General features: G+C 64.7%; 25 protein-coding genes. 11 read left to right on the top strand and 14 right to left on the bottom strand.

Features of this window, described 5'->3' with window-relative positions; all coding sequences use genetic code 11:
* Positions 1-68: 68 nt before the first annotated feature.
* Positions 69-410 carry a YnfA family protein gene (locus AC5RTE_RS11795; protein WP_494041579.1) on the top strand — a complete coding sequence of 114 codons (342 nt, stop codon included), beginning with the start codon at positions 69-71 and terminating at the stop codon, positions 408-410.
* Here AC5RTE_RS11795 and AC5RTE_RS11790 read toward each other — a convergent pair.
* Genes AC5RTE_RS11790 through AC5RTE_RS11750 form a run of 9 tightly spaced genes read right to left on the bottom strand, consistent with a single transcriptional unit; the run spans position 407 to position 10,326 of the window.
* Entirely contained in the window at positions 407-1,585 is a 1,179-nt protein-coding gene (locus AC5RTE_RS11790; protein WP_494041578.1) for a carboxylate-amine ligase, read from the bottom strand. The two genes, AC5RTE_RS11795 and AC5RTE_RS11790, sit on opposite strands and share 4 nt — an antisense overlap.
* A complete protein-coding gene (locus AC5RTE_RS11785; protein WP_494041577.1) occupies positions 1,566-3,170 on the bottom strand; it encodes a M20/M25/M40 family metallo-hydrolase in 1,605 nt (534 codons plus the stop codon). The genes AC5RTE_RS11790 and AC5RTE_RS11785 overlap by 20 nt, the downstream gene beginning before the upstream one ends.
* Positions 3,171-3,173: 3 nt before the next feature.
* Positions 3,174-3,512: a DUF8129 domain-containing protein gene (locus AC5RTE_RS11780; RefSeq protein WP_494041576.1), complete on the bottom strand. Its 339-nt coding sequence runs from the start codon at positions 3,510-3,512 to the stop codon at positions 3,174-3,176.
* 53 nt (positions 3,513-3,565) lie between these two features.
* On the bottom strand, positions 3,566-4,699 hold the full coding sequence (locus tag AC5RTE_RS11775; RefSeq protein WP_494041575.1) for a glycosyltransferase: 1,134 nt from the start codon (positions 4,697-4,699) through the stop codon (positions 3,566-3,568).
* A complete protein-coding gene (locus AC5RTE_RS11770) occupies positions 4,689-6,008 on the bottom strand; it encodes a family 1 glycosylhydrolase (protein WP_494041574.1) in 1,320 nt (439 codons plus the stop codon). Before AC5RTE_RS11770 ends, AC5RTE_RS11775 begins: the two co-directional genes overlap by 11 nt.
* On the bottom strand, positions 6,005-6,319 hold the full coding sequence (locus AC5RTE_RS11765; RefSeq protein WP_494041573.1) for a DUF6752 domain-containing protein: 315 nt from the start codon (positions 6,317-6,319) through the stop codon (positions 6,005-6,007). The genes AC5RTE_RS11770 and AC5RTE_RS11765 overlap by 4 nt, the downstream gene beginning before the upstream one ends.
* Positions 6,316-7,962, bottom strand: coding sequence for a LicD family protein (locus tag AC5RTE_RS11760; protein ID WP_494041572.1), 1,647 nt, complete (start codon positions 7,960-7,962; stop codon positions 6,316-6,318). Before AC5RTE_RS11760 ends, AC5RTE_RS11765 begins: the two co-directional genes overlap by 4 nt.
* The gene (locus tag AC5RTE_RS11755; protein ID WP_494041571.1) at positions 7,959-9,431 is read right to left on the bottom strand and encodes an SDR family NAD(P)-dependent oxidoreductase; all 1,473 of its coding nucleotides are present in this window, start codon (positions 9,429-9,431) and stop codon (positions 7,959-7,961) included. Before AC5RTE_RS11755 ends, AC5RTE_RS11760 begins: the two co-directional genes overlap by 4 nt.
* Positions 9,432-9,459: 28 nt before the next feature.
* A complete protein-coding gene (locus AC5RTE_RS11750; protein ID WP_494041570.1) occupies positions 9,460-10,326 on the bottom strand; it encodes a metallophosphoesterase in 867 nt (288 codons plus the stop codon).
* Positions 10,327-10,602: 276 nt separating this feature from the next.
* Here AC5RTE_RS11750 and AC5RTE_RS11745 point away from each other — a divergent pair, with 276 nt between their 5' ends.
* From AC5RTE_RS11745 to ctaD, 4 genes are all read left to right on the top strand, one after another.
* Complete coding sequence (locus AC5RTE_RS11745) at positions 10,603-10,962, top strand: hypothetical protein (protein ID WP_494041569.1); 360 nt, start codon at positions 10,603-10,605, stop codon at positions 10,960-10,962.
* A 45-nt stretch (positions 10,963-11,007) separates the two neighbouring features.
* Positions 11,008-11,256, top strand: a complete 249-nt coding sequence (locus AC5RTE_RS11740) for a hypothetical protein (RefSeq protein WP_494041568.1) — start codon at positions 11,008-11,010, stop codon at positions 11,254-11,256.
* Positions 11,257-11,562: 306 nt separating this feature from the next.
* Positions 11,563-12,381 carry an aa3-type cytochrome oxidase subunit II gene (ctaC, locus tag AC5RTE_RS11735; RefSeq protein ID WP_494041747.1) on the top strand — a complete coding sequence of 273 codons (819 nt, stop codon included), beginning with the start codon at positions 11,563-11,565 and terminating at the stop codon, positions 12,379-12,381.
* 20 nt (positions 12,382-12,401) lie between these two features.
* Positions 12,402-14,135 carry an aa3-type cytochrome oxidase subunit I gene (ctaD, locus tag AC5RTE_RS11730; RefSeq protein WP_494041746.1) on the top strand — a complete coding sequence of 578 codons (1,734 nt, stop codon included), beginning with the start codon at positions 12,402-12,404 and terminating at the stop codon, positions 14,133-14,135.
* Between the two features lie 71 nt (positions 14,136-14,206).
* Here ctaD and AC5RTE_RS11725 read toward each other — a convergent pair whose 3' ends face one another.
* Entirely contained in the window at positions 14,207-15,091 is an 885-nt protein-coding gene (locus tag AC5RTE_RS11725) for a manganese catalase (RefSeq protein ID WP_494041567.1), read from the bottom strand.
* Positions 15,092-15,168: 77 nt separating this feature from the next.
* A complete protein-coding gene (locus AC5RTE_RS11720) occupies positions 15,169-15,693 on the bottom strand; it encodes a DUF2243 domain-containing protein (protein ID WP_494041566.1) in 525 nt (174 codons plus the stop codon).
* A 218-nt stretch (positions 15,694-15,911) separates the two neighbouring features.
* On the opposite strand from AC5RTE_RS11720, the gene AC5RTE_RS11715 reads away from it, so the two are divergent.
* The 5 genes from AC5RTE_RS11715 (at position 15,912) to AC5RTE_RS11695 (ending at position 19,125) form a co-directional block, all read left to right on the top strand.
* Positions 15,912-17,060, top strand: coding sequence for a zinc-dependent alcohol dehydrogenase (locus AC5RTE_RS11715; protein WP_494041565.1), 1,149 nt, complete (start codon positions 15,912-15,914; stop codon positions 17,058-17,060).
* A gap of 12 nt (positions 17,061-17,072) precedes the next feature.
* A complete protein-coding gene (locus AC5RTE_RS11710) occupies positions 17,073-17,660 on the top strand; it encodes a hypothetical protein (RefSeq protein WP_494041564.1) in 588 nt (195 codons plus the stop codon).
* A complete protein-coding gene (locus AC5RTE_RS11705; RefSeq protein ID WP_494041563.1) occupies positions 17,657-18,427 on the top strand; it encodes an MBL fold metallo-hydrolase in 771 nt (256 codons plus the stop codon). Before AC5RTE_RS11710 ends, AC5RTE_RS11705 begins: the two co-directional genes overlap by 4 nt.
* A 104-nt stretch (positions 18,428-18,531) precedes the next feature.
* Positions 18,532-18,756, top strand: coding sequence for a hypothetical protein (locus AC5RTE_RS11700; protein ID WP_494041562.1), 225 nt, complete (start codon positions 18,532-18,534; stop codon positions 18,754-18,756).
* Positions 18,757-18,861: 105 nt separating this feature from the next.
* The gene (locus AC5RTE_RS11695; RefSeq protein WP_494041561.1) at positions 18,862-19,125 is read left to right on the top strand and encodes a GlsB/YeaQ/YmgE family stress response membrane protein; all 264 of its coding nucleotides are present in this window, start codon (positions 18,862-18,864) and stop codon (positions 19,123-19,125) included.
* A 147-nt stretch (positions 19,126-19,272) separates the two neighbouring features.
* Here the strand turns inward: AC5RTE_RS11695 and nhaA are convergent, their stop codons facing one another.
* The 3 genes from nhaA to AC5RTE_RS11680 form a co-directional block, all read right to left on the bottom strand.
* A complete protein-coding gene (gene nhaA / locus AC5RTE_RS11690; RefSeq protein WP_494041560.1) occupies positions 19,273-20,613 on the bottom strand; it encodes a Na+/H+ antiporter NhaA in 1,341 nt (446 codons plus the stop codon).
* Between the two features lie 121 nt (positions 20,614-20,734).
* Positions 20,735-21,409 carry a PAS and ANTAR domain-containing protein gene (locus AC5RTE_RS11685; RefSeq protein ID WP_494041559.1) on the bottom strand — a complete coding sequence of 225 codons (675 nt, stop codon included), beginning with the start codon at positions 21,407-21,409 and terminating at the stop codon, positions 20,735-20,737.
* A 166-nt stretch (positions 21,410-21,575) separates the two neighbouring features.
* A complete protein-coding gene (locus tag AC5RTE_RS11680; RefSeq protein WP_494041558.1) occupies positions 21,576-22,778 on the bottom strand; it encodes an FAD-dependent oxidoreductase in 1,203 nt (400 codons plus the stop codon).
* A 165-nt stretch (positions 22,779-22,943) separates the two neighbouring features.
* Between AC5RTE_RS11680 and AC5RTE_RS11675 the strand changes: the two genes are divergently transcribed.
* The gene (locus tag AC5RTE_RS11675; RefSeq protein ID WP_494041557.1) at positions 22,944-23,603 is read left to right on the top strand and encodes an arsenate reductase/protein-tyrosine-phosphatase family protein; all 660 of its coding nucleotides are present in this window, start codon (positions 22,944-22,946) and stop codon (positions 23,601-23,603) included.
* Positions 23,604-23,718 lie beyond the last annotated feature (115 nt).

The raw sequence follows: 23,718 nt of genomic DNA, 5'->3' as shown, positions 1-23,718 counted from the left end.
CGGCGGCACTGGGGCCCTGCGCACCGTGGCCGCCCTGAGCAGCCGGATAGAGCTGCGAAAATAGCCCTGTGACCATCGCGAAAACAATTCTGCTGTTTATCCTTGCCGCCGCCGCTGAAATCGGCGGCGCCTGGCTGGTCTGGCAGTCGGTCAGGGAAGGCAAGGAGTGGTGGTGGGCCGGCCTGGGCGTTATCGCACTGGGCATCTACGGTTTCGCTGCTACCCTGCAGCCTGATGCACACTTCGGCCGGATCCTCGCCGCCTACGGGGGCGTGTTCGTGGCGGGCTCCCTTGTCTGGGGCATCGTCTTTGACGGCTTCCGGCCGGACAAATGGGACATCGCAGGTTCCGCCATCTGCCTGCTCGGAGTCGCCGTGATCATGTTCGCCCCGCGCAACACTGCTCTCTAGTCCTCCTTGGCTGGGACCCGGACAGTGCAGTCGGCCGCGTCCCGTACAACGTCCTCCAGGTCCCCGGTGCGGTGCAGGACCTCAAGCTGCCGGGCTGCGCCCGTGCCGGCGTTGAGCAGATCGTCCATCAGCTCCTCCACCCGTTCCAGGTCCCCGATGTCTTCCAGGGCCTTGCGTACGTGGTTCATCAGGGCATTAACGACGGCGAGAGCGGGCGCCGGCCGGCTTGTCACCGGATCGAGGAGCTCTCCGCGCAGCCCCCACCTGCTCGCCTTCCAGCCCGCCAGCCGCAGCAGCGCAGTGGGAACCACCGCCGGCTCGACGCCCTGCCGCCACTCCCGCGCCGCCGTCTCCACCAGTCCGCGGGCGATGCCGGCCAGCAGCACGGTGTTCTCCGGCCGGAGGCAGACATCCGCAAGCCGTAGCTCCACGGTGGGGTAGTGCCGGGAAAGCCGGGCGTCAAAATAAATCATCCCCTCGTCCAGCGCGACGCCGGTGCCCACCATGTCCTGCACCAGCTGATAGTAGGCCTCCGGGGTACGGAGGACTTCAAGCGGACCGGCGGACGGCCACCGGTTCCACACCTGGGAGCGGTAACTGGCGTAGCCGGTGTCTTCGCCGTGCCAGAACGGGGAGTTGGCGCTCAGGGCGATCAGCACCGGCAGCCAGTTCCGGATCCGGTCCAGAACCGCCACGCCCTCCTCCGCCGACTCCACGGAGACATGGATGTGGCAGCCGCACGTGAGCTGCTCACGGGCGGTAAGCCCATACTCCTTCGCCATGGCTTTGAACCGCCGGAGCTGCACGGGATGGGGATCTGCCGGAAGTGGCGAGGTGGCCAGCGCTGCCACCCTGACCCCCACGTCCTCAGCCGCCTGGTGCGCGATGGCCCGCCCGGCAACAATGTCCGCTTCCAGGGCAGCCAACGTCGATTGGGGCGGGGTGACCACCTCGATCATCTCCTGCTGGAACTCGGCCGTGAGGACAGGACCGTTGCGGGACTCCAGCGGGCGGACGTACAGGTCCAGAAGGGCGCCCGCTACCGGAACCGCATCCCCGCTGCCGGGGTCCACCAGGAGCAGCTCCTCCTCCACCCCGAATGTCCGCGTGCCGGGGCCCCGGCCGTTCGCGCCGGCCGCCCCCGCTGGGGTGCCGTTAATGCCTGAGGTGTCCATCGCCGTCGTCCTTTGTCAGTTCCATGCCCGCCAGCTCATCCCAGAAGCAGGCCAGCGTCACCGCGCCGTTCACCAGGACCTCAAGGTTGGCGCTTTCATCACTGTCGTGCCAATGGTCCTCCACCAGGCCGGTCCCGAAGAACACCACCGGAGCGTCCAATAACCTGCTCAGCAGTGTGGCCGGTCCGCCGCCGGCGTTTCCCATCCTGCCCACCTCTGATGAGCGGAAGCCTGCAGCCATGGCCCGCTCCAGCGCCGGGACAGCGGGGTGCTCGGGCGTCCAGTACGGTTCCTGGGCTGTCGCCAGGTCAACGCTCAGCGTGTGGCCGTAGTTGTCCCCCACCGTGTCCTGGACCCATTGCCGGAGCTGCTCAGCCACCTTCTCCACCCGCTGGCCCTGTACTGTCCGCAGGCTCAGGTCCACGGACGCCACAGACGGGACGGCGGCGCTGGAAATTCCGGCCGGATCACCTGCGATCATTGCCGTGATTTCCACCGCCGGGCGGAGCCACAAGCGTTCCGGTACCGAGTAACCCGCTTCGCCCGTGACGCTCCCCATCTTTGAACGCTCAAGCCAGTCCTCGTCCGTGAACGGCAGGCGTGCGAGCGCTTCCCGGTACTCCTCCGGCACCGGCGCCACGTCGTCGTAGAACCCCGGGATGGCAATCCGGCCATCCTTGTCATGGAAGGCGGCAAGGAGCCGGCTCAGTTCGAAAGCCGGATTGGGGACGGCACCGGAAACGGCGCCGCTGTGCACGTCCACCTCAGGACCGGTGATTTCCAGATGTGCGCTGAGCATCCCGCGCAGGCTCAGGCACAGCGCCGGATAATCCTCCCGGAAGAGCAGGGTGTCCGAGAACACCACAAGGTCCGCCTTGAACCGGTCCGCCTGCTCCTCGAGCAGCTCAGCCAGGTGCGGCGAGCCGCCCTCCTCCTCCCCCTCGACAAGGAACTTCAGGTTAAGGGCCGGCGCCGGGGACTGCAGGAGCGTTGGGGTTTGGGGTGCGTTAAGTGAGAGAGCGTCCGGGTTTTGGGGGTCATAAGTGGGAGAGCGTGTGGACTGCTGGTGCAGGTGCGCGCGCAGCCCCCACAGGTGGGCCAGAACCTGGCCCTTGGCATCCGAACTGCCCCGCCCGTACAGCCTGCCGTCGCGAACCACCGGCTCGAACGGGGCAGTCTGGTCCCACTGCCCGGGCTTGGCCACCCGTACATCGTGATGGCTGTAAACCAGGACCGTGGGTGCGCCGGGTGCCTCACACCATTCTGCGTACACGGCGTGGGACTCCCCGGTGGTGAAAACCTCCACCACCGGGAAGCCGACGTGACGGAACTCGCCGGCGAGCCAGTTGGCGGAGCGGAGCAGGTCCTGCACGTGCCCGGGGTCACCCAGCACGCCGGGCACGCGCACCCACTCAGCCAACTGGCCCTCCAACTCGGCCCGGCGGGACCTGACGAACGCGTGAAGGTCCTCGCCGCTTTGGTTTTCCGGGCCGCCGTTATCCCCGCCGGCATCATCCGGGGCGGGGCGCTCCGGGCCGTCGTGGTCGGGACCGTCGTGGTCCTCGACTCCGTGATGCTGCTCCATGGCTCACCGGGGCTGCGCAGGGTTGGTGGGATCACCTTGCGACGGCGGATTGATGGGCGGTCCGGGAACACTGGCCGTCTGCGGGGTGTCCGGCGTGCCGGTGTTGACCTCCGGGGTGCTGGGCGCCTGTGGGCCGCGGGGCACCGTACCGCCCTGCAGGTCATGAAGCCTCTTTTCGAGGATCTGCATGATGGGCAGGCGGTTCCCGTGGGCCTTCTCGTAGGTGATCAGCTGCGCCACTTGCGCCTCTTCCAGGCCGGAGATGCGCGACGGCAAAGTTCCCACCGGCAGGTGGTCGTAGTCCGGCAGTGGCAGTTCCTTGTGAAGGGGTACTTCGTTCATCGTTGTTCAGCTCCTCCTCTTGTAGGGCAACTTGTGGGGGTTCCAGAACACAATCAGGCTGTCGCCTCGGCGTCAACCGGTTCCGGTTCCTGCAATCCTGCTGCAAAAACCGACTCCGCCATCCGGGCGGCAATCGCATCCCAGTGGTACTTCTTCAGCAGCTCACGGGTGTTGGCCTTGGGCCCACGCGACGGGTCCCGCTGGCCAAGCCTTCGGCACAGGGCGGCAAAGCCGGCGCCGTCGTCACGCAGGTGCACCACGCCGGGGAAGTCCGCCACCACATCCGGAACCCGCGTGGAAACCACCGGCAGTCCGGCCGCGAGGTACTCCAGGGTTTTGGTGGGGCTGATGGAGCGTGTGGCCTCATTCAACGCGAACGGCATCAGGGCCACATCCAGGCCAGCCATCGCTGCCGGCAGGTCCGCATAGCTGGTGTACCCCTTATAGCTGATGTTGGGCGCCTGCGGCAGGCTGGCCGGGTCGATCTTGGCCACCGGCCCGTACATCCTGATGTCCCATTCCGGCAGTGCCCGGGCAAGATCTGCGACGAGGCCCAGGTCCAGCCGTTCGTCCAGCACTCCCACGTACCCCGCCACCGGACGCTGCCCGGGAACCCGGGGTGCCGCCGTCGGGGTCCGGTAGTGCTCCGGCTCCACGCCGCTGGGGAAGAGCAGTGTGTCCGCGCGGCCCTGCCGCACCATCGACCTGTGCAGCGAGCGGCCCCCGGCAAAGACGACGTCGGCCCTGCGGAGCGCCTGCCGTTGCCTCACTACCAGCTCCGGCGGGGCATCCTTGAAGGCGGCGAGATCGTCCATGACGTCATACACGAGCGTGGTGGGGTTAAGCGCGAGGGCCAGTTCCAGCGACAGTGGGGTGTACATCCACACCACACGCTCGCCGGCCTGCGGGCCCACCAGCCCGGGCAACTGCTCGATGTAATCCGGGAGGACGTCGTCGAAAAAGCCCACGTGGTGGCCCTGCTCCGGGATCTCCAGCCAGGCGCGGTTCAGCCCGTCCACTTTCGTGTGGTTCATGCGGTTGGGTCCACCGAAATCGGGCGCGGGCGTGAGCGGCTCCTCCACGTACCATGTCGAACAGCGGGAGCCCAGCCGGGACACGAGGTGCTGGGGACGCTGCCATACCCAGTCCCAGCGAAGATGCGACAAGACGATCAGTTCACTCTGCATTGACTATCCTCAATTCCATCTTGGTCTGCGTATTGGGCAGGCTGTTTCCCTGATCCGCATCAGGGGCAGCTGTCCAGTTCCAATGCGACATTTGTTGCTCGTAACCGCGCAGCCATGTGGCGACGGGTTCGCCCAGCGTGAAGGCCGGGAGCTCACTCGACGGCGTGCCGGCGGCGGCTTTCGCGTACGACTCCGACATGGCTGACGGCTGGCGGGCCAGCTCATCGTCCAGCCAATACACGCCCACAGGGTCGATGGAGCCGTCGCTGCGGTACAGGAGCGTGTTCCAGTCCGTGGAGTCGATCACCGGGAACCAGCACAGGCCTTCAAGGGGAACCCCCATCTGCTGCGCCCGTTCGCACTGCTCCAGCACGTACTTGAACCAGGTGGCACGGTCAGATGTGCGGCCGCGGATGTTGGTTTCCGTCAGCAGGCACGGCAGCCGGTAGCGGTCCCAGTACAGGTAGATCTGCTGGGCGAGCGGCAGGGGATACGGAGTGTTGGGCGAGCCGCCGAGGTCATCGAAGTGCCACTGGCAGTGCGCGTAATAGTCCAGCCCCAACACATCGACCCGTCCCGGCTCCAGGTCCTGCAGCCTCTCTCCCCCGGCTTCGCTTAGCAGGTCCGCCACGGGGCCGTCCGGGTCGTAGCCCTTGCCGAGGAAGCTGTCCAGCACCAGGAAGCGGCGTTCGTTGGCCATGGCAGCGTAGGCGCTTCCGCCGGAACCCTCACCGGTGTGGTGTTCACAGGTGTCCACCCATACATGCTTGGCGCCGGGCAGCAGGTCCGCATAGGCGCGGCTCGCCTCTGCCACGGCCGGCAGCACGTTGAGGATCTGGCTCACAAAGTTGTCCATGCCCTTCTGGTAGGGCGGCCAGATGCCCTCATGCCCGGTGAGGAACAGGGTGGAGAAGGGCTCATTAAAGAGGGTGTATTCCTCCACCCAGGGGTAGCGCCGGGCAAACTCCTCCGTGTACCGCAGGTAGGCGGAATGGAAGCGGGGATCCGCAAAGCCCCCTTCCATCCACCGGGGATAGCTGGTGTGGTGCACCAGGTCCACGATGGGCTGGAAACCGTGGTCGCGCAGATAGTGCAGCACCCTGTCCGTGTCCTGCCAGCTGAAGACGCCTTCCTCGGCTTCCACCCGGTGCCAGCGCACCGGATACCGCAGCCTTTGAACTCCGCAGCTGGCCAGCAGTTCGAGGTCCTGCTTCCACTGGACGTCGTGGGCAGTGGACTCGAAGATGTCCTTGTCATGGCGCGGGAGGTACGTACTTTCAAAGGCGCCGATAATTTCGAGTGCGCTCATAAACCGGCGCCTTCGCCTTGGAAAGCAGGAGCCTGCGCGCCGCCCGGCCGGGTGCCGGCGCGGTCAAAGGTACCGGCCCCAGCGGCGGGGCGGCCAGGGTTGGCGGCCAGGTGCTCGTAGACGAGGTCCAGCAGCTCCGCAGCCCTTCGGTTTAACCGCCGGGACTCGTCAAGGTCCCGGTCCAGCCGGAGAACCTCGGCGCGCAGCTCAGCAATATCTGTTGCGGCGATGGCCAGCCGCAAATTTACCTCTTCCAGCGGGTCGGCCAGGGGCTCGTGCTCGTGGATGGCGTCAATCAGTGGATCATTCATGGCAAGGCCCTCACTTTCACTCGTCGGGTGGGAAGGGCGCCATCGTCCAGGCCCCCTGGTTGTGGTGGAACATCCTCTGCCTGCAGCCCCAGTTCAGCGAGGCTGCCTTTCAGGTCGCCAACATCGATGGGCCCGTAGAAGCGGCAATCCGGGAAGGCCGGCCGCGGCTCCGCCACCTGTACTTCCAGGAACGCTGCCGCAGTTTGGCCCTGGTTCCGCAGAAGCTGCCGGATCAGCCCCAACGTGTTCTCCCGGCCCTGCCAGTCCAGCGAATTCAGCAAAAGGCGCGAGTACACATGCAGCGGACCAGCACCGTCATTGGTCAGTCTGGCCAGTGGTGCAGTTTGCCGGAGCGAGTTGAGGTTGACCCGCCGGGCCTCCAGTGTCCCGGACCCGCACGGCTGCGTTTGCAGGTATTGGAGCGCCGGCCTGCTGTAGTCAACGGCCACTACGTGGTGCCCCTGTTCCGCGAAATGCTTCGCGTCCGCGCCGAGTCCGCAGCCCAGCTCCAGGATGCGTGACCCCGGGGGCAGTCCGCGGGCCAGCTCCGCTGCCCAGGCCGAGGGTGTCTGGCCGGCATCGTGCCCGGCTGTCCGCTGAAGCAGCGCCCGGTGGTGGTCCTCCCAGTTCTCCCGGTCCCAGTCCAGGCCGCCCAGCCAGGTGTCATAACGGCGGCGTGCCGGCGGTGGCGTGACGAAACGGAACGCCGGATCGGGGGTGTGCCAGCCGGGACCGTAGATCGCCTCAAGCATCTGCTCCGGCTCGGCCGGCATTGGCAGTTCCCTGCCGTTGATGGTGAGGTTCCGCAACGGGAAGATGGTTACTTCCTCGGCGCGCTCGCGGGCATGGAAGGTTCCGTGGAACCAGCCGCCCACGTTGAAGTACGTGAAGATGTCCAGGTAAAACCTGTCCGTCCCGTCCGCTCCGGGAAAGAGCAGCTGCAGGTGCCCGGCGGAATGCCGGACGGTTTCGTAACCCTCCGCATGCAGGGCCCGTTCCAGCTCGAAGCCCTCCAAAGCGATGTCCGAGGGGTTTTCGTACCTGCTGAGGTAGGCAAGGTCCACGTCGTCGTCACCGGGCATGACGTGCCCGTCCCGGACAGGCCCCAGGAGCGTGCCGCCTGTGACGAACAATTCGTGGCCGCGGTTCCGCATCAACTCAACCAGCGTGCAGGCCTCGTCCAACGCCTCATCAATCAGGTAGGCCCGCTGGCCTTCGAAGTTCCGCGCGATCCGCCCCCACTTGTTGATAATCTGGGGCACCCCGGTGCCCGGCTCCTCCAGCGAGAACTGGTGGGGTGAGTCATCAAAGATGACCGTCGCCGTCGGACACAACGCCTTTCCGTCTTGCAGCACCGCGAGCTGTGCCCAGCCGGACAGGCGGACGGCCAGGGCCGGCGGCCAGTCGATGGTGCAGCCGCCGGCACCGGCCCTGGCAGCCTCGCCCGTATGGACGCTCCAGATGGGCCTGTCGCCCAGCCGGATGGACAGGGTTGTGCCCGCCGGGATGGGCGGTCCTGTCAGGGTAAGTGACACCCTGTCCGCCCAGAGGCTGTGGCTGTAGCTGCCGCTCCCGGCCGGCACCTGAACAGCCAGAGCCCCGGGAGCCAGCGGGCCGTCCCGGGTCTCGACGTCCTGGCTCATGGCTGCGCCACCAGTTCCGAATCTTTGGACGGGTCCGTGTACGGAAGCCGGACATCCACCACCTGCCCGGTCATGGCCGACGCCAGGACCTGGACGCTCGCCCCGGCCACAGCTGCCGCGGGGAGCAGGGATCCTTCCTCCTCCGCCCCAAAAGCCCTGGTCCGCATGGGTGTCGCCGTCCGGCTGGGGCTGATGCAGTTCACCCGGATGCCATCCGCGCTCCACTCGTCCGCGAGCGCCTGGGTGAGATTCACGATCGCGGCCTTGGTGGCGGAGTAAACCGTGTAGTTCGCCCGGCCCCGGGTGTAGGAACTGGAGGCGAAAAGCGTCAATGATCCCTTGCTTTCAGCCAGGTACTTCTGCGACTCCTGGGCCACAATAAAAGCCGCCGTGAGGTTCACGTCAACGTCGTGGTGCAGTTGCTCATCGGTCAGCTGGGAAAGCGGCCCCACACTGAGGACGCCGGCTGTGAGGATGACGTGGTCCAGGCGGCCGTGGGTGGCAGCAGCTGAGGCGAGCGCCTCCGCTACGCACTTGCGGTCCTCCACGTAGGTTCCGTTACCGGTGCGGCTCTGCCCCACAACGAGGGCGCCTTCAGCCTCAAGTTGCTGGACAAGTTCCAGGCCGATCCCCGAACTCGCACCGAACACCAGAACGGTGGAACCGCGGAGCCCGTCCGTATTACCGCCGGGGAGCATGGTTTTGTGCCTGAGCTGGAAGAGTTTGTCCGCAAGGTGGATGTCGATGGGCTGGGTGATCTTGATGTTTGCTTCGTCCCCGTCCACCACAAAAATGGGGACATCGGGGCAGTACTTAAGGACAACGGAACAGTCGTCCGTGGCGGAAAAGTCCGGGTCCTGGCCGGCCCTTTCGTACGCCTTTGCGATGACGGGCATGTGGAACGCCTGCGGCGTCTGGCCCCTTCGCAGCTTGGCCCGCGGCGGAACGGCACGAATGAAGTTCTCATCATCCACTTCGATGATGGTGTCCGCTGAGGGGATGGCGGTGTCCACTGCGGCATAGACGTCGAGTGCGCGGATGCAGGCGATGATGATGTCGCCGTCGAGCAGGGGCCGGACGGCGTCGTGGAAGATGACGTTGGCGTCCTTGTCCGCGATGGCGTCCAGCGCCAGGCGTGAGGTTTCGCTGCGGTCCGCGCCGCCGGTCAGGATGGAAGTGAGCTTGCCGAATTTCTTGGCTGCTTTCGCATCCGATGTGGCCCCGGGCCTGTTGCCCAAAAGCAGTTCCTCGGCCCGCGGCAGGTACCCGGGGGCCATCATGACAATGATCTCGTCAACCAGCCCACAGTGCTGGAACAGCTCCACCGTGTGCTCAAGGCTGGTGCGGCCGGCGATCGGAACAAACTGCTTGGGTATGTCCAGGCCCATGCGGGCGCCGATGCCTCCGGCCAGGATGACCGCCACGTTGCGGCGGCGGGTGCCGGTTGGAGAGGGTGGTTTCTGGTTCATGGCTGGTCCTTTCTTGGGGATTGGCGGCCTAGCGGCGGCCGATGGGGGTGCCTCCTGCGTTCTCGGTGGCGGAGGGGATGGTGACGGCCGCGGCCTGGAGCCGCTGGCGGGTTTCCTCGGCAGTGACGTAGGAACTCATCCGGGGGTACTCGCCCACCGGGACCACCGCCGAGACAAAAGTCCGGTTGTGGATGCGGATGAGGTTGAAGGAACGGGCGCCGTCCAGGCCCTGCATGGCCCCTGACGGCAATGCCAGGTCCTGGTTATAGCTGGTGGAGGAGGCCACCGAGACGGGGATGTTGGCGAACGTGGAAAACACGCTGTGGTGTGTGTGGCCGGACAGGATGCCAATAACGTCGCTGCCTTCCAGTACCTGCGCCAGGCTGTCCTGGTTCCGCAGCTCCGAAAGCACCGCGAGTTCCTGTACGGGGGGAACAGGCGGGTGGTGGATCACCAGGAGCGTGCCGTCGTCGGCCCTTGTTTCCAGTTCCCCGGCCAGCCAGTGCAGTTGATGGGCACTGATCTCCCCGTGGTGGTGGCCGGGAGTGGAGGAATCAAGGACCAGCACCCGCAGATTGCCCAAGTAATAGGTACGGTCAATGGGAAGCGTGTCCGGCGCCTCGTCAAGGAGCACCTTCTGGAAATTCCTGCGTTCGTCGTGGTTGCCCATGGCCCAGATAAGCTGCGCCCCCATGCGCCCGGCGTACCCCTGGCACATGGTCCGCAGGCGCCGGTAGGCCTCCACGCTGCCCTTGTCCGTTAGATCGCCGGAAAAGATGATCGCTTCCGGTTTATGGCCGCTGGCCTCTATGGCATCAAGGACTTCCACCAGCCCTGTCTGGGGATCCAGCTCGCCGTACAGCAGCCCCTCTTCCACAAAATGAGGGTCGCTCACGTGGACTAGCACATGGTTGGGGTTTGAGTACTCGGAACGGGTCAGATGCATGGAAGCCTTTCAGCCGTTTCCCGGGGAGCCCACCAGGGAAGATGTGCTGACGGGCTCTGCATGCCGTCGAAAGAAGAACATAATAAGCACGCTTATGAATTGTTGGGAAGACTTGTCTTTTGTTACGGCTGTGTGCTGGTGCTGCCCCGGACGTGCTCCGCCGGTTCGGCGGACGGCTGTACTTCCCCTGTACTTCCCCCCTGCCCCGCGAGTAGATTCAGAAGCGTGACGGGCGTATTCGTCCTCCCCGGCACTCCTGCATCGGCCGGGCGAGCAGCTGCTGAAGCCACCCGGTGGCGCATTGTTGCAGAATCGGATAGAGCCATCATGCCGTCCTCGTACTTCCAGCAGTTCCTTGATGAGGCCACAATCCCGGACCCTGAGGCCGAGCACCCGTTGGGGCCCGACTGCCTCTACGGCCTCTATGTCAGCTGGGCTTCGCTGCATGGCTTCCGGGCCAAACCGGACCAGGCCTTCCGCGCTGGCATGTTGCGCTGCGGCGTGGACGTCAGCCGCTCCCAATTGCACATGACCGGAGCGGCCGCAGCCGATTACATCCTCCGCAGTTACCCAGACGTCGCCTAAGGCAGCAACACAGGCCTACGGCAACAACGCTATTGGGGGACAGCGATGGGATTTGAACCGCACGAACCGGAGCAACGCCACGAACTCAATGCCGCCCTGCAGGAGGCCGACATCAGCGTCTCCGAGCTCTGGCTCCGGTACTTCAGCATGAGCGGCGTTGCCGGCGAGTATGAGGTCCAGGCCTACACGGAGGGACTGATCTCCCTGCCGGCCCTCCAGCGTGAACTGCTGGCCATGGCGGCCAGGGAAATCATCAGCGAAGCACCCGATGCGGCCGGCGGCGGGGCAAGCTGAAGTGACGCCCGACGCCGATAGTTTCGTCCCGCCGTCGGGCGTCACCTCCAGCGGTGCCAGGCCGCCTGCCTGATCATCGCAGTCCCTTATCGCGGCGTTGGCCATGGGATGGGGACGAGTACGCCCTCTTCCCATCGCGCTCCTCCCCGCGCTAGTGTGGGCACAAACCACTGGCCAGCGCCATGGGTTATTCGGCTCATGCAGTTGGGCCTCTGGGTATGTCCGGAGGGAACCGCGGTGAGCAGCACTGGAAAAAACATCTTCAGATCGCGGCGCAGTGCCGCGTTACTTTCGATTCCGGCCCTGATGGGTTTGACCTCCTGCTCTGCTGAAGTCCAGCGCGGCTGGCTGCCCGGCGAACGGGACACCACGGACCACACACCCTTGATCACGGACCTATGGGTCAACTCGTGGATCGCTGCACTGATTATCGGTGTGATCACCTGGGGGCTCATCCTGTGGTGCGTCATTGCCTACCGCCGCAGGAAAGACACTGTCGGGTTCCCTCGCCAGATGAGCTACAACCTCCCGCTGGAAGTGTTCTACCTGTCCGTGCCGCTGATGATCGTCGGGGTCCTGTTCGTGTTCACCGACCGCGACCAGCGTGCCATAGACGACCGCTTCGAGGACCCGGATGTCATCATCGATGTCCGCGGCAAGCAGTGGTCCTGGGACTTCAACTATGTCAAGGAAGACGTCCACGAGGATCCCGGCGTGCAGGCCCACCTGGATGGCAACTGGGGCGCTCCTGACCGGCTGCCCACCCTGTACCTGCCGGTGGGTAAAAAGGTTGAGCTGCAGCTGAACTCCCGCGACGTCCAGCATTCCTTCTTTGTTGTGGAGTTCCTTCAGAAACGGGATATGTACCCCGGCGAAAACCAGTTCAACAGGTTCATCGACATCATTCCCAACCGCACCGGTGAGTTCACCGGCAAGTGTGCCGAGCTTTGCGGTGAATACCATTCCGAAATGCTCTTCAAAGTCCGGGTAGTGACCGAGCAGGAATACAACAGCCACATTTCGGATCTCCGGGCAAAGGGCAACACCGGCATCCTCGGGGATCAATATGACAAGAATCCGGCACAACCGGCCCTGGAGCAGGCACAGCAAAGGACGGAACCGTAATGACCGCCATCGGCCAGAACATGGGCGTTACATCGGACACCGCCGCTCCCTCTGTGGTCAGACGCCCCAAGGGCAGCATGGTGGTCAGTTGGATCACTTCCACGGACCACAAGACCATCGGGTACATGTACCTGATCTCGTCCTTTATCTTCTTCCTTCTTGGCGGCGTGATGGCCCTGCTGATCCGGGCCGAGCTGTTTGAACCCGGGATGCAGATCCTGCAGACCAAGGAGCAGTACAACCAGCTCTTCACGATGCACGGCACCGTGATGCTGCTGATGTTCGCCACCCCGCTGTTCGCCGGGTTCACGAACGTGATCATGCCGCTGCAGATCGGTGCGCCGGACGTTGCCTTTCCCCGCTTGAACGCGCTGGCCTTCTGGTTCTTCCTCTTCGGCTCCACCATTGCAACCTCCGGCTTCATCACCCCGCAGGGTGCTGCTTCCTTCGGCTGGTTCGCCTACGCGCCGCTGTCCAATACCACCTTCAGCCCGGGCATCGGCGGGGACCTGTGGGTCTTCGGCCTGGCGTTGTCAGGTTTCGGTACCATCCTCGGTGCGGTCAACTTCATCACCACCATCATCTGCATGCGCGCCCCGGGCCTGACGATGTGGCGGATGCCGATCTTTACCTGGAACGCCCTTGTCACGTCCATCCTGGTGCTCATGGCGTTCCCGCCGCTGGCCTCGGCCCTGTTTGCCCTGGGAGCGGACAGGAAGTTCGGCGCACACATCTTCGACCCCGCCAACGGTGGCGCCATCCTTTGGCAGCACCTGTTCTGGTTCTTTGGCCACCCCGAGGTGTACATTATCGCGCTGCCGTTCTTCGGCATTGTCTCCGAGATCTTCCCGGTGTTCAGCCGGAAGCCGCTGTTCGGTTACAAGGGCATTGTGTACGCCACTATCGCCATTGCCGCCCTGTCCGTAACGGTGTGGGCACACCACATGTACGTCACCGGCGCGGTGCTGCTGCCGTTCTTCGCTTTCATGACCATGCTCATCGCGGTTCCCACCGGCGTGAAGTTCTTCAACTGGATCGGCACCATGTGGGGCGGCTCGTTGACGTTCGAAACGCCAATGTTGTGGAGCATCGGGTTCCTGATCACGTTCCTCTTCGGCGGCCTTACCGGCATCATCCTTGCCTCCCCGCCGTTGGACTTCCACGTCTCCGACACCTATTTTGTGGTGGCGCACTTCCACTACGTGGTGTTCGGCACCGTGGTGTTTGCGATGTTCGCCGGGTTCTACTTCTGGTGGCCCAAGTTCACCGGGACCATGCTGAATGAACGCCTGGGCAAGATCCATTTCTGGCTCCTGTTCCTTGGCTTCCACGCCACCTTCCTTATCCAGCACTGGCTCGGTGTTGAGGGTATGCCCAGGCGTTATGCCGATTACATGCCGGAGGACAACTTCACATGGATGAACCAGTTCTCCACCCTCGGTTCCTTCCTGCTGGGTGCGTCCCTCATTCCATTCTGGTGGAACGTCTATATCACCTGGCGGCACGGCAAGAAGGTCACGGTGGACGACCCCTGGGGCTTTGGAGCATCCCTGGAATGGGCCACGTCCTGCCCGCCGCCGCGGCACAACTTCACCTCGCTGCCCCGGATCCGGTCCGAGCGCCCGGCCCTGGACCTGCACCACCCTGAACTCAGCGTCCGTGAGCACGCGCCTGCTGACAACCCGATTGCCGATGTCCTGGGTGCCGCGGACATCGGCCCACGGGACGTCAAGGACCCGGACCCCAACACGTAAGCGCCACAAGGAAGCCCCCTGTCAGCCGGTACTTTCCGGGTACCGGCCGGCAGGGGGCTTTTCGCTGCCTATTACTCCTTGTTGAGCTTGTCCTGAATGGTTCCCGCTGCCTTTTCCATCATGTTCGGCAGCTCGGTGGTGCCGTAGAAGCGGGAGTCCGGGTGCGTGGGCGGCGGCATGGGGACACCGGCCGGGGGCTCTGCCACGTAGCTGAATTCGCCGAGGCCGTCAGGTGAAGGACCCTTGGCCCACGAACCGTCAGCGGCGGCCTGGCCGTCGGAAAAGTTCCGGTACTGGTAGGCGACGTCCCGCATCTCCTTGTTGATGGGGAAGTTGCTGGGAACGGGGAAGTTTTCGTTGCCTTCCTCCTGCAGCTCGCGTGCGGCAGCGATCCACTGGTTCTGGTGCATGGTATCCCGAGCCAGCAGGAAGGAGAGCATGTCGCGGATGCCGTGGTCATCGGTCATGTGGTAGAGCCGGGCCACCTGGAGCCGGCCCTGCATTTCCGCGTTGGCGTTGGCCCAGAAGTCCGCGAGCATGTTGCCGCTGGCGGTGACATAGCTGCCCTGCCAGGGGTTGCCGTTGCTGTCCACCGGCCGGACACCGGCTCCGGCCACGATGGCGGACTGTACATCGGTTCCGCCCACGATGGCGGCGACGGTGGGATCTGACTGGACGGCGTCTTCGGTGATTCCGAGGGGGGCCTTTTCAAGCAGCTGGGCGATCATGGTGGCCAGCATCTCCACGTGGCCGAATTCCTCGGCGCCGATCCCGAAGAGCATGTCCCGGTACTTACCCGGCATGTGCGCGTTCCACGCCTGGAACGAATACTGCATGGCAACAGTGATTTCGCCGTATTGGCCGCCCAGCACTTCCTGGAGCTTGCGGGCGTAGACGGCGTCCGGCTTGTCCGGAGTTGCCTTGTATTGAAGTTCCTGCTTGTGAAAGAAAACCATGAGTATGTCCTCTCGAGCTCACATCTGGGATTTCAGAACCGAGCTGGTTCCGGCAGCCGACTTAATCAGCATGCTTACTATCCTGCGCCAGATCCGCCAATTTTTCCAGACGCTGGGCTACCCCGGAACAAAAGCCAGCCGCCCAGGACCAAGAGCACACTGACTGCCAGGAATCCGAGGTCCCAGGCCAGCGGTCCGCCGAGATCGTCCCGGACGTGGTGGATCTGCAGCACTTGGTGGTTGATCAGGCCTTCGATGATGTTGAAGACGCCCCAACCCACCAGGACCAGGCCGGCGTGGAAGTTCCAGCGGGCGGAAAACCTCCCCTGCTGCCGGGCGCGGACGGTCAGGGCTGCCGCGGCCACCACCAGCACCCACATGGCGCTGTGGAACAGGCCGTCAGCCAGGGTGTTCAGCTCCAGGCCCGCGACGGTTTTGGTGTTGCCGCTTTCGGTGTGGCTGAGCATATGGTGCCACTGCAGCAGCTGGTGCAGGACGATGCCGTCCACGAATCCGCCAATGCCCATGCCGAACAGGAACGCGGGGGCTTTGGCCGGCGCTCCGGCCGCCTTCCCCGCAGTGGTTCGGGTTTCCCGTGACACTCTTCCGCTCCCCCTTCGATGGGTCCGCCTATCACCCTGTCCCCTACCCGCCGTCGGACGCTCTAAGCATTCCGTGCCCCCACTATCGGTGCCCGTGTTGCGGCCCTTGACCAGCCCCTGCCCGAGGTGGAAACGTAGGGCAGGCGGTGCGCCTCAAGCAGCGGGGTGGTTCCTGCACGAGGGAACCGCACTGCCAGCCAACAACCAAGGCGGCACACATGCGAGCAATGGTTTATCGGGGCCCGTACAAGATCCGGGTCGAAGAAAAAGACATTCCCAAGATCGAGCACCCCAACGACGCCATCATCCGGGTGACCACCGGAGCCATCTGCGGCTCCGACCTGCATCTCTATCACGGCATGATGCCGGACACGCGCGTGGGAATGACGTTCGGGCACGAGTTCGTGGGCGTGGTGCATGAGGTGGGCTCTTCGGTGCAGAACCTCATGCCGGGTGACCGCGTGATGGTTCCTTTCAACGTCTACTGCGGCTCCTGCTACTTCTGCTCCCGCGGCCTGTTTTCGAACTGCCACAACGTCAACCCGAACGCGACGGCGGTGGGCGGCATCTACGGCTACTCCCACACGTGCGGAGGTTACGACGGCGGCCAGGCCGAGTTTGTGCGCGTTCCCTTCGCTGACGTGGGGCCCGCGAAGATTCCGGACTGGATGGACGAAGAGGACGCCGTCCTGCTCACCGACGCACTTCCCACCGGGTACTTCGGCGCCCAACTGGGCGACATCGTTGAAGGTGACACTGTGGTGGTGTTCGGCGCCGGGCCGGTGGGGCTGTTTGCCGCCAAATCCGCCTGGCTGATGGGGGCCGGCAGGGTAATCGTGATCGACCACCTGGAGTACCGGCTGGAGAAGGCCCGGACCTTCGCACACGCTGAAACGTACAACTTTGTTGAGTACGACGACATTGTGGTGCACCTGAAGAAGGCCACCGACTACCTGGGCGCCGACGTCGTGATCGACGCGGTGGGGGCCGAGGCGGACGGCAACTTCCTCCAGCACGTAACGGCTGCAAAACTGAAGCTGCAGGGCGGTTCGCCCGTGGCGCTGAACTGGGCCATCGACGCGGTGCGCAAGGGCGGGACGGTGTCCGTGGTGGGCGCGTACGGGCCCATTTTCAGTGCCGTGAAGTTCGGGGATGCCGTGAACAAGGGCCTAACGTTGCGGATGAACCAGTGCCCGGTCAAGCGGCAGTGGCCCCGGCTGTTCGAGCACATCCGGAATGGCTATTTGAAGCCCAGCGACATCGTCACCCACCGCGTTCCGCTGGAGCACATTGCCGAGGGGTACCACATGTTCTCCGGAAAGCTCGATGGCTGCATCAAGCCCCTGATCGTTTCCACCCCGGCCTGAAAGGAACGGATTATGGCTGAAATACCAACGCCTTACACCGCCGGCAAGCCCGGCTTGAAGGAATCCGCGCAGGACCTGCGGGCGCGGATTCCGGGGTGGGGAGCAGACCTCGACCCCGCCGACCGGCCTTCGTTCCCCCGGGAGCAGCCCGGGATCGAAACCGGAGCGCACTGGGACTTTCCCGAACGCCAGCAGGAGGAGTGGCCGCGGGAGAGGTCCATCGAGCACGCCTTCGTCACACCTGTTTTTGGCACGTCCACCCCGCCGGCCGGCGCGTCAGGGGCCATTCGGAAGTACTCCTACGCCCGGTTCAGCGAGGGCCGGGCCGCGCACTGGCTGCTGCTCATTGCCGCGGACCGGGTGGATGCGTGGGAGCACCACCTGCGCTCACTGGCAACCCCGCGCCCGGACAACCCGGTGACAGAGACGGGAGTGCTCAGTGAGTTCTCCCGCCACGGCCTTAGCTCGCGCTTTGGGAAGAAACGGGCGGACGTGAACCACCAGTGGATCGATCCGATCCTGGTGGGCGGGCCCTGGGTACTGGCCGGCCTGGGTGGCGTCGCAGCGGTGCGTGCGATTTTGCGGGCGGGCCGGAAATGACCACGGCCACCTCGGGGAAGGCTTCATTCACCACGGTGGCGGACGGTGTGCACTGCGTTTCAGAAGCCTTCGTCAACTTCTACCTGGTGGAAAGCCCTGACGGACTGACCCTGGTGGACTCCGGGCTGCCCGCGATGTGGAAGACGCTGGAGGGATCGGTCCGGGGGCTGGGGCACGGGGTGGGCGACATCAAGGCGGTGGTGCTCACCCACGCCCACTTCGACCACCTGGGCCTGGCGCACCAACTGCACACCGAGTTCAAGGTGCCGGTCTGGGTTCACGGCGGTGACTCCTTCATCGCCCGCCACCCCTACCGGTACCAGCACGAGAAGTCCCGCTTCGTTTTCTCGCTCTCCCACCCCCGCGGTTTGCCCGTCCTCGCCAGCATGACCAAGGCCGGTGCCCTGCGCGTGAAGGGCGTGGACGAACTCACCCTGTTTCCCGCCGCCAACGGCACGCTGCCCGTGCCGGGCTCTCCTGAGGTGGTGTTCTCCCCCGGCCACACCGCCGGGCACTGCGGGCTGTACCTGCGGGACCGCGACGTGCTGTTCAGCGGGGACGCACTGGTGACGCTTGATCCATATTCGGGGCGGACCGGGCCGCGCATCGTGGCCGGGGCTGCCACCATGGACAGCCGGCAGAACCTGGACACCCTCACACAACTCGCCCGGACCGGCGCTTCCCTGGTACTTCCCGGGCACGGCCAACCCTGGACCGGTGGAATTGAGGAGGCGGTGGCGGCAGCCCGGCGGGAGGCGGCCTCCTAAGTTCAGCGGCTCATCTTGACGCAGAAATATCACGCTGTTGAAACATGCCAGCAACCTGGGCACGGCAAGCTGTGCCTACGGGGATACAACAGCAGGAGGCTCTCATGGAGGCACAAAAAGTACTGACGGCCCAGCTCCGCATCGGCGACCAGATCGAGGCGTGGCACAATGGCAAGCTCTTCCACCGGGGGCGGGTGACCGACGTCGTACCCGCCCTGGAACTGTTTTGGATCCTGGATGCAAGGACCGGAACGCGGAAGCTGCTGGATCCGGAGGCGCTGGAGATCCGGCACATCGAGGCACCGATCGCGCCGCTGGCCACGGCTTGAGGGCCTAAGTTCCAGGGACAACAGTAAGCACGCTTACAATAGAGCTATTGCGGCATCCTGCGGCAGTCCGGGCCGAGCCCGGTGACCACCATGAAGGAGCACACCGTGATTGGATTCATCGTTGCCGGCTTGATCATCGGCGCGTTGGCCCGCCTCATTAAGCCGGGCAAGCAGAACCTTGGTCTGCTCGCCACTCTCCTGCTGGGCCTCGTTGGCTCGGTCATTGGCGGAGTGGTGGCGTCCCTGCTGGGCACGGGAGACATCTTCGAACTGAACTTCCTGGGCTTTATCGTGGCTGTCATCGCCGCGGTGCTCCTGATCGGCACCGCCGAGGCGGTCTTGGGCCGTCGGAATTCAGTGCGGCGCTAAAGCCCGCCTGAGCGCCCATTCAAAGTGGGCAGGCAGCCGGTCGACGGAACGTCATGAAACAGGCCCTGGGATGTCCCGGGGCCTGTTGCATGAGGTTCGCCCGCCGGCTGTGGTGACAGCCCGACGTCGGCCGCTGGCTTGGGCTCCCTACGCCCGGTCCTGGTATACGTCAGGGATGCCGTCCTGGTCCGCGTCCACTTTTTCGGCTTCCTCGGCTGCACGGTACTGGCGGTTCCTGGTCCGGAGCACTGCCGTGGCCAGCAGCGCGGCCACCAGTGAGGCGGTAAGGATCCCGACTTTGGCGTGGTCGTCGTGCAGACTGCCCTGGCCGAAGCTGAGTTCGGCCACCAGCAGGGACACTGTGAACCCGATGCCGGCCAAAAGGGACACGCCAAAGACATCGATCCATTTGAAGGACTTGTCCAGCTCCGCCCGGCTGGTTTTGGTCAGCAGCCAGGTGGTGCCCATGATCCCGAGTGGCTTTCCGAGAACCAAGCCCGCGATGATGCCGACGGCCACAGGATCGACTAGCGCCGAGCCCAGCCCTTCCCAGCCGCCCACGGCCACACCGGCCGAGAAGAACGCGAAGATCGGCACGGCCATTCCTGCGGAAATGGGCCGGAAGCGGTGTTCAAAGATTTCTGCCAGCCCCGGTCCTGCTTCGGGCCCGCCGCCTGCCTGTGAGCGGATCACCGGGACGGCGAAGCCGAGCAGCACCCCTGCCACCGTGGCGTGGATGCCGGAAGCGTGGACCAGCGCCCACGTGGTTACCCCGAGCGGCAGCAGGATGACCCAGGCCGCGGACGCCTTCATGCCGAAGAAGTAACGGAACCTATGCGCCAGGAAGGCATAAAGCGCCAATGGGATGAGGGCCAGGAGCAGCGGCATGACGTGCAAATCGCTGGTGTAGAAAAACGCGATGATGCTGATGGCGATCAAGTCATCAACCACGGCCAGCGTCAGGAGGAAAATCCGCAGCGCGCTGGGCAGATGCGATCCAATGATGGCCAGGACGGCCACCGCGAAGGCGATGTCCGTCGCCGTGGGGATAGCCCAGCCGCGGATGGTTTCGGGGCTGGCAAAGTTGAATGCGATATAGATCAGCGCGGGGACCACTACACCGCCTACTGCGGCAGCCACCGGAACGATCGACTTGTTGATCTGCCGCAGGTCCCCCGCAACGAACTCCCGCTTGAGTTCCAGTCCCACCAGGAAGAAGAAGATCGCCAGCAGCCCGTCTGCCGCCCAAGCGCCGAGGCTGAGGTCAAGGTGCCACGGCTCGTAGCCCACTTTGTAATCCCGCAGGGCGAAGTAACTGTCGGCGGCGGGCGAGTTGGCCCAGACCAGAGCGATGATAGCTGCGGCAACCAGTAAGGCTCCGCCCACCGTCTCTTTGCGAAGGATCTCCCCAATCCGCAGGGATTCGGCATAACTGCCGCGCCCAAAGATAGTGGAGCGGGCGGGGCTGGGCGGGGGCTTTTGACTCATGAAGCGTCCTCAGATCCGGGATCGACAAATTTATGCCGACCAGACTTCCCGGCGCACCTTCAAACGATCCTACAGGGCCCGCGATTCCTTTTCGGCCTGTGTTACGTCCGGGGCAGTTCGTTCAGCCCGCCCGGCGCGCAACGCCACCTGGCCACCTGCTGTCGTGGGCAATGGCTTTGACGGCAGCGTCGAGGTAAGCGCCTGTTGCCGCAGAGTTCGCCAGCTGGACGAGCTCGGCTGCCACCACCACCAGTTTGACGTTGCGGTGGCTGCTGGTGCTTACCAGCACCTGGAAGGCATCGTCAGAGCCCAACTTCAGTTGGCCCATCAGGATCCCCCTTGCCTGGTCGATGACACTGCGGGTGGAGGTTGCCCCCGCTACGGCTTCGCGGGTTTTTTCCTCCGTTTCACGCTGGAGTGTGGAGGTAAGGTCGATCATGACCCCCTCCATAGTGGTGACTTTCCCTGCTTCCCCTATGATGGCTTCGCCGGAGGTCAGCACCCGCCGTGTACGGCCGCGGGAATCGATAATCCGGTGATACATGCAGAAGTAGCCTCCGGTTTTGACGACCTGCCCAACGATGTCTTCACACTTGGGCCTGTCGTCCGGATGCTTGTGTGAGAACAACAACTCCACCGTAGGGACCACCTCGCCGCGCTCATACCCGTGCAGCTGGAACATGCCGTCCGACCATTGAATCTTCCAGCCCTCCACGTCCACGTGGAAGGTGCCCGCCGCGCACTCGTTGCTGCCCAAGGCGCTCGAGTACGTGTAGGGGCGGCTCAGCTCAGCCACAGAGCTACCTCCGGTCCAATAGTCCAGCCCCGCCCGAAGGGCGCAGGCATCGTTGCCTGTCTTCTTCATTATCGCCAAGAAGCGGTGCGGCGGATAGGCCGGAGCCTCCCCCATCGCTGAAAGGTGAATAGAGCGGAGCGTAAAATCTGACCGGTGGCCTGAGGTTTCATGTCCTGCGGCTCTTGACGTGTTCGGGGCGGATTCCTATTCCGATTAGACGGGCTGTGACCGGGCGCAGCAGCGGCGACGCGGTCCGTATCAGCACCACCAGCCAGCGGGGTGCGATGCGGCGGCCGGCAGTTGCCCTTGCCAACGCCTTGTGCCCATTCCGCTGCAGCCGTTGCATGACCTTCACGGGCCTTTCCCGCCTTCGTTGCACGCCCGCGAGCTTGTCTGCCGGGACCGACCCCGTTGCGAGGTCCTCCGCGACGGCGTTGAACAGGGCGACGGCATCCTGGATGGCGAAGTTGACGCCGACTCCGAACATCGGGGACATTGCATGGGCGGCGTCGCCGATAGCGATAAATCCTGGTCGGTACCAGCGCCGGAGCCGGTTGATCTGGACTGACAGGAGTTTGATCTGATCCCAGCCCGTGAGGGTACCCACCACCGGCTGAAGGACAGGAGCAGCAGCGGTTATCCGCGCTTGAAGGGCGTCGATTCCTCCGGCGCGAAGTTCGTCGAAGCCGCCCTTCGGGATGACCATCCCGGACTGGTAACTGTCGCCACGGTCGATCGTGAGGACCATTCCCTGGGCGGATATGTATCCGAGGGTGGCGGGCGGTGGCTCGGGCGGTTTTGGCAGGTTGAACCACAGCACGTCGATTGGCACGCCGTACCCATCGGGAGCGAACCCGGCAGCGGCGCGCAGGGCGGAAGCACGGCCGTCCGCAGCGACGGTCAGCGTCGCACGGATCTCCCGTCCGCCGTCGGGCGCATCCACCTGGACACCGCAAACCTGGCCGTTCTCAATAATGAGGCCGGTGGCTTCGGTGGACATGCGCAGTTCGAAGTTGGGGAAGGCCGCCGCTTCCCGGGCAAGAAAGTTCAGGAAGTCCCATTGCGGCGCGAAGACGAGGAAGTTGTCCGGACGCGGCAGGGTGCTGAAGTCGACGATGGTGATGCGCTGGCCGTCGAGAACCGCGTCCAGGGTGGACAAACGCGTCAGCGGCAGTTCCAGGAACTTTTCACGCAGCCCGATCTCGCCGAGCAGGGACACGGTGGATGGATGGACCGTGTCGCCGCGGAAGTCGCGCAGGAAGTCCCCGTGTTTTTCCAGCACGGTTACACGCAGGCCGTGGCGGGCGAGCAGGTAGCCAAGGACCATCCCGGCCGGGCCGCCGCCGGCAATGACACAGTCACGTTCCATAGCGCTTTTCACACTCATATCATCGTGCCTCCTGCAGGAAAGTGAGAGAGGATCCCGGGAAAACCTGCGTAAGGTGAGAGAGGATGCGGGGAGGTGCGGCCGGCGTCGGGTAGTTGCGTGTATGTTGAAAACCACGGACGCACCGGCTGGAAAGAGAAATCTCCCTTGGACTCACCCGCACCAGTAAAAATCCTGACCGTCTGCACGGGCAACATCTGCCGGTCCCCGGTGGCCGAACGGCTGTTGCAGGCGGGGCTCAACCAGGTGCTGCCGGGCGGTTTCGAGGTTGCCAGCGCCGGGACCCGGGCCATGGTGGGTGACCCCATGCAGCCCATCTCCGCTGACATCGTGCGTACATTCGGCGGCGACCCTGAAAACTTCGCTGCCCGCCAGCTGACGCCCGGGATCCTGCGCGGCGTGGACCTGGTGCTCACCATGACCTCCGGGCACCGCGGCGAAGTCCTGCAGCTGGACGCGTCCCTCCTTAAACGGACCTTCACCATCCGCGAGTTTGCCCGGATGCTTGACGTTCTGGACGAGCGCGCCGCCTCCGGGGACAAGGAACCTGAGGCAGGATTGTCCGGCGACGGCGACCCGGAGGCCGTCAACCATGCCTTTTGGCGGGGCTTGCCGGCGAGCGCGGCCGCCGTGCGGCACCTGTCGCTGCCTGCCGACCCATCCGAAAACGACATAATCGACCCCTACCGCCGCGCGCCCGAGGTGTACCGGCAGATGGAGGACGAACTCGCCCCGGCCATCGTGTCCATCCTGCGCCACGCACGCCTCAACGCTCCCGTTCGCTGGACGCGTGCCGGGACGCTGTAGCGCTCCGGCGACCCCGGCACCTTTCCCCACGACCCTCGACGACGGCGCACCGCCTGGCGCGACCCCGTACCTGGCCGCGGCCCGGCCCGGCCCTTAAATATCCCGCAGATGACAG

This window comes from Arthrobacter sp. K41, from assembly GCF_059089645.1.
Note: the sequence above shows the minus strand (reverse complement) of the source record. Positions and strands in the feature narration are given on the sequence as shown.

Excerpts from the sequence above, each read along its gene's own strand:
- AC5RTE_RS11740 (WP_494041568.1), top strand. The coding sequence starts at position 11,008 with ATGGGATTTGAACCGCACGAACCGGAGCAACGCCACGAACTCAATGCC.
- AC5RTE_RS11755 (WP_494041571.1), bottom strand. The coding sequence starts at position 9,431 with ATGAACCAGAAACCACCCTCTCCAACCGGCACCCGCCGCCGCAACGTG.
- AC5RTE_RS11760 (WP_494041572.1), bottom strand. The coding sequence starts at position 7,962 with ATGAGCCAGGACGTCGAGACCCGGGACGGCCCGCTGGCTCCCGGGGCT.
- AC5RTE_RS11775 (WP_494041575.1), bottom strand. The coding sequence starts at position 4,699 with ATGCAGAGTGAACTGATCGTCTTGTCGCATCTTCGCTGGGACTGGGTA.
- AC5RTE_RS11765 (WP_494041573.1), bottom strand. The coding sequence starts at position 6,319 with ATGAATGATCCACTGATTGACGCCATCCACGAGCACGAGCCCCTGGCC.
- AC5RTE_RS11770 (WP_494041574.1), bottom strand. The coding sequence starts at position 6,008 with ATGAGCGCACTCGAAATTATCGGCGCCTTTGAAAGTACGTACCTCCCG.
- AC5RTE_RS11715 (WP_494041565.1), top strand. The coding sequence starts at position 15,912 with ATGCGAGCAATGGTTTATCGGGGCCCGTACAAGATCCGGGTCGAAGAA.
- AC5RTE_RS11725 (WP_494041567.1), bottom strand. The coding sequence starts at position 15,091 with ATGGTTTTCTTTCACAAGCAGGAACTTCAATACAAGGCAACTCCGGAC.
- AC5RTE_RS11700 (WP_494041562.1), top strand. The coding sequence starts at position 18,532 with ATGGAGGCACAAAAAGTACTGACGGCCCAGCTCCGCATCGGCGACCAG.
- AC5RTE_RS11705 (WP_494041563.1), top strand. The coding sequence starts at position 17,657 with ATGACCACGGCCACCTCGGGGAAGGCTTCATTCACCACGGTGGCGGAC.
- AC5RTE_RS11785 (WP_494041577.1), bottom strand. The coding sequence starts at position 3,170 with ATGGAGCAGCATCACGGAGTCGAGGACCACGACGGTCCCGACCACGAC.
- AC5RTE_RS11710 (WP_494041564.1), top strand. The coding sequence starts at position 17,073 with ATGGCTGAAATACCAACGCCTTACACCGCCGGCAAGCCCGGCTTGAAG.
- AC5RTE_RS11790 (WP_494041578.1), bottom strand. The coding sequence starts at position 1,585 with ATGGACACCTCAGGCATTAACGGCACCCCAGCGGGGGCGGCCGGCGCG.
- AC5RTE_RS11780 (WP_494041576.1), bottom strand. The coding sequence starts at position 3,512 with ATGAACGAAGTACCCCTTCACAAGGAACTGCCACTGCCGGACTACGAC.
- ctaD (WP_494041746.1), top strand. The coding sequence starts at position 12,402 with ATGGGCGTTACATCGGACACCGCCGCTCCCTCTGTGGTCAGACGCCCC.
- ctaC (WP_494041747.1), top strand. The coding sequence starts at position 11,563 with ATGGGTTTGACCTCCTGCTCTGCTGAAGTCCAGCGCGGCTGGCTGCCC.
- AC5RTE_RS11680 (WP_494041558.1), bottom strand. The coding sequence starts at position 22,778 with ATGGAACGTGACTGTGTCATTGCCGGCGGCGGCCCGGCCGGGATGGTC.
- nhaA (WP_494041560.1), bottom strand. The coding sequence starts at position 20,613 with ATGAGTCAAAAGCCCCCGCCCAGCCCCGCCCGCTCCACTATCTTTGGG.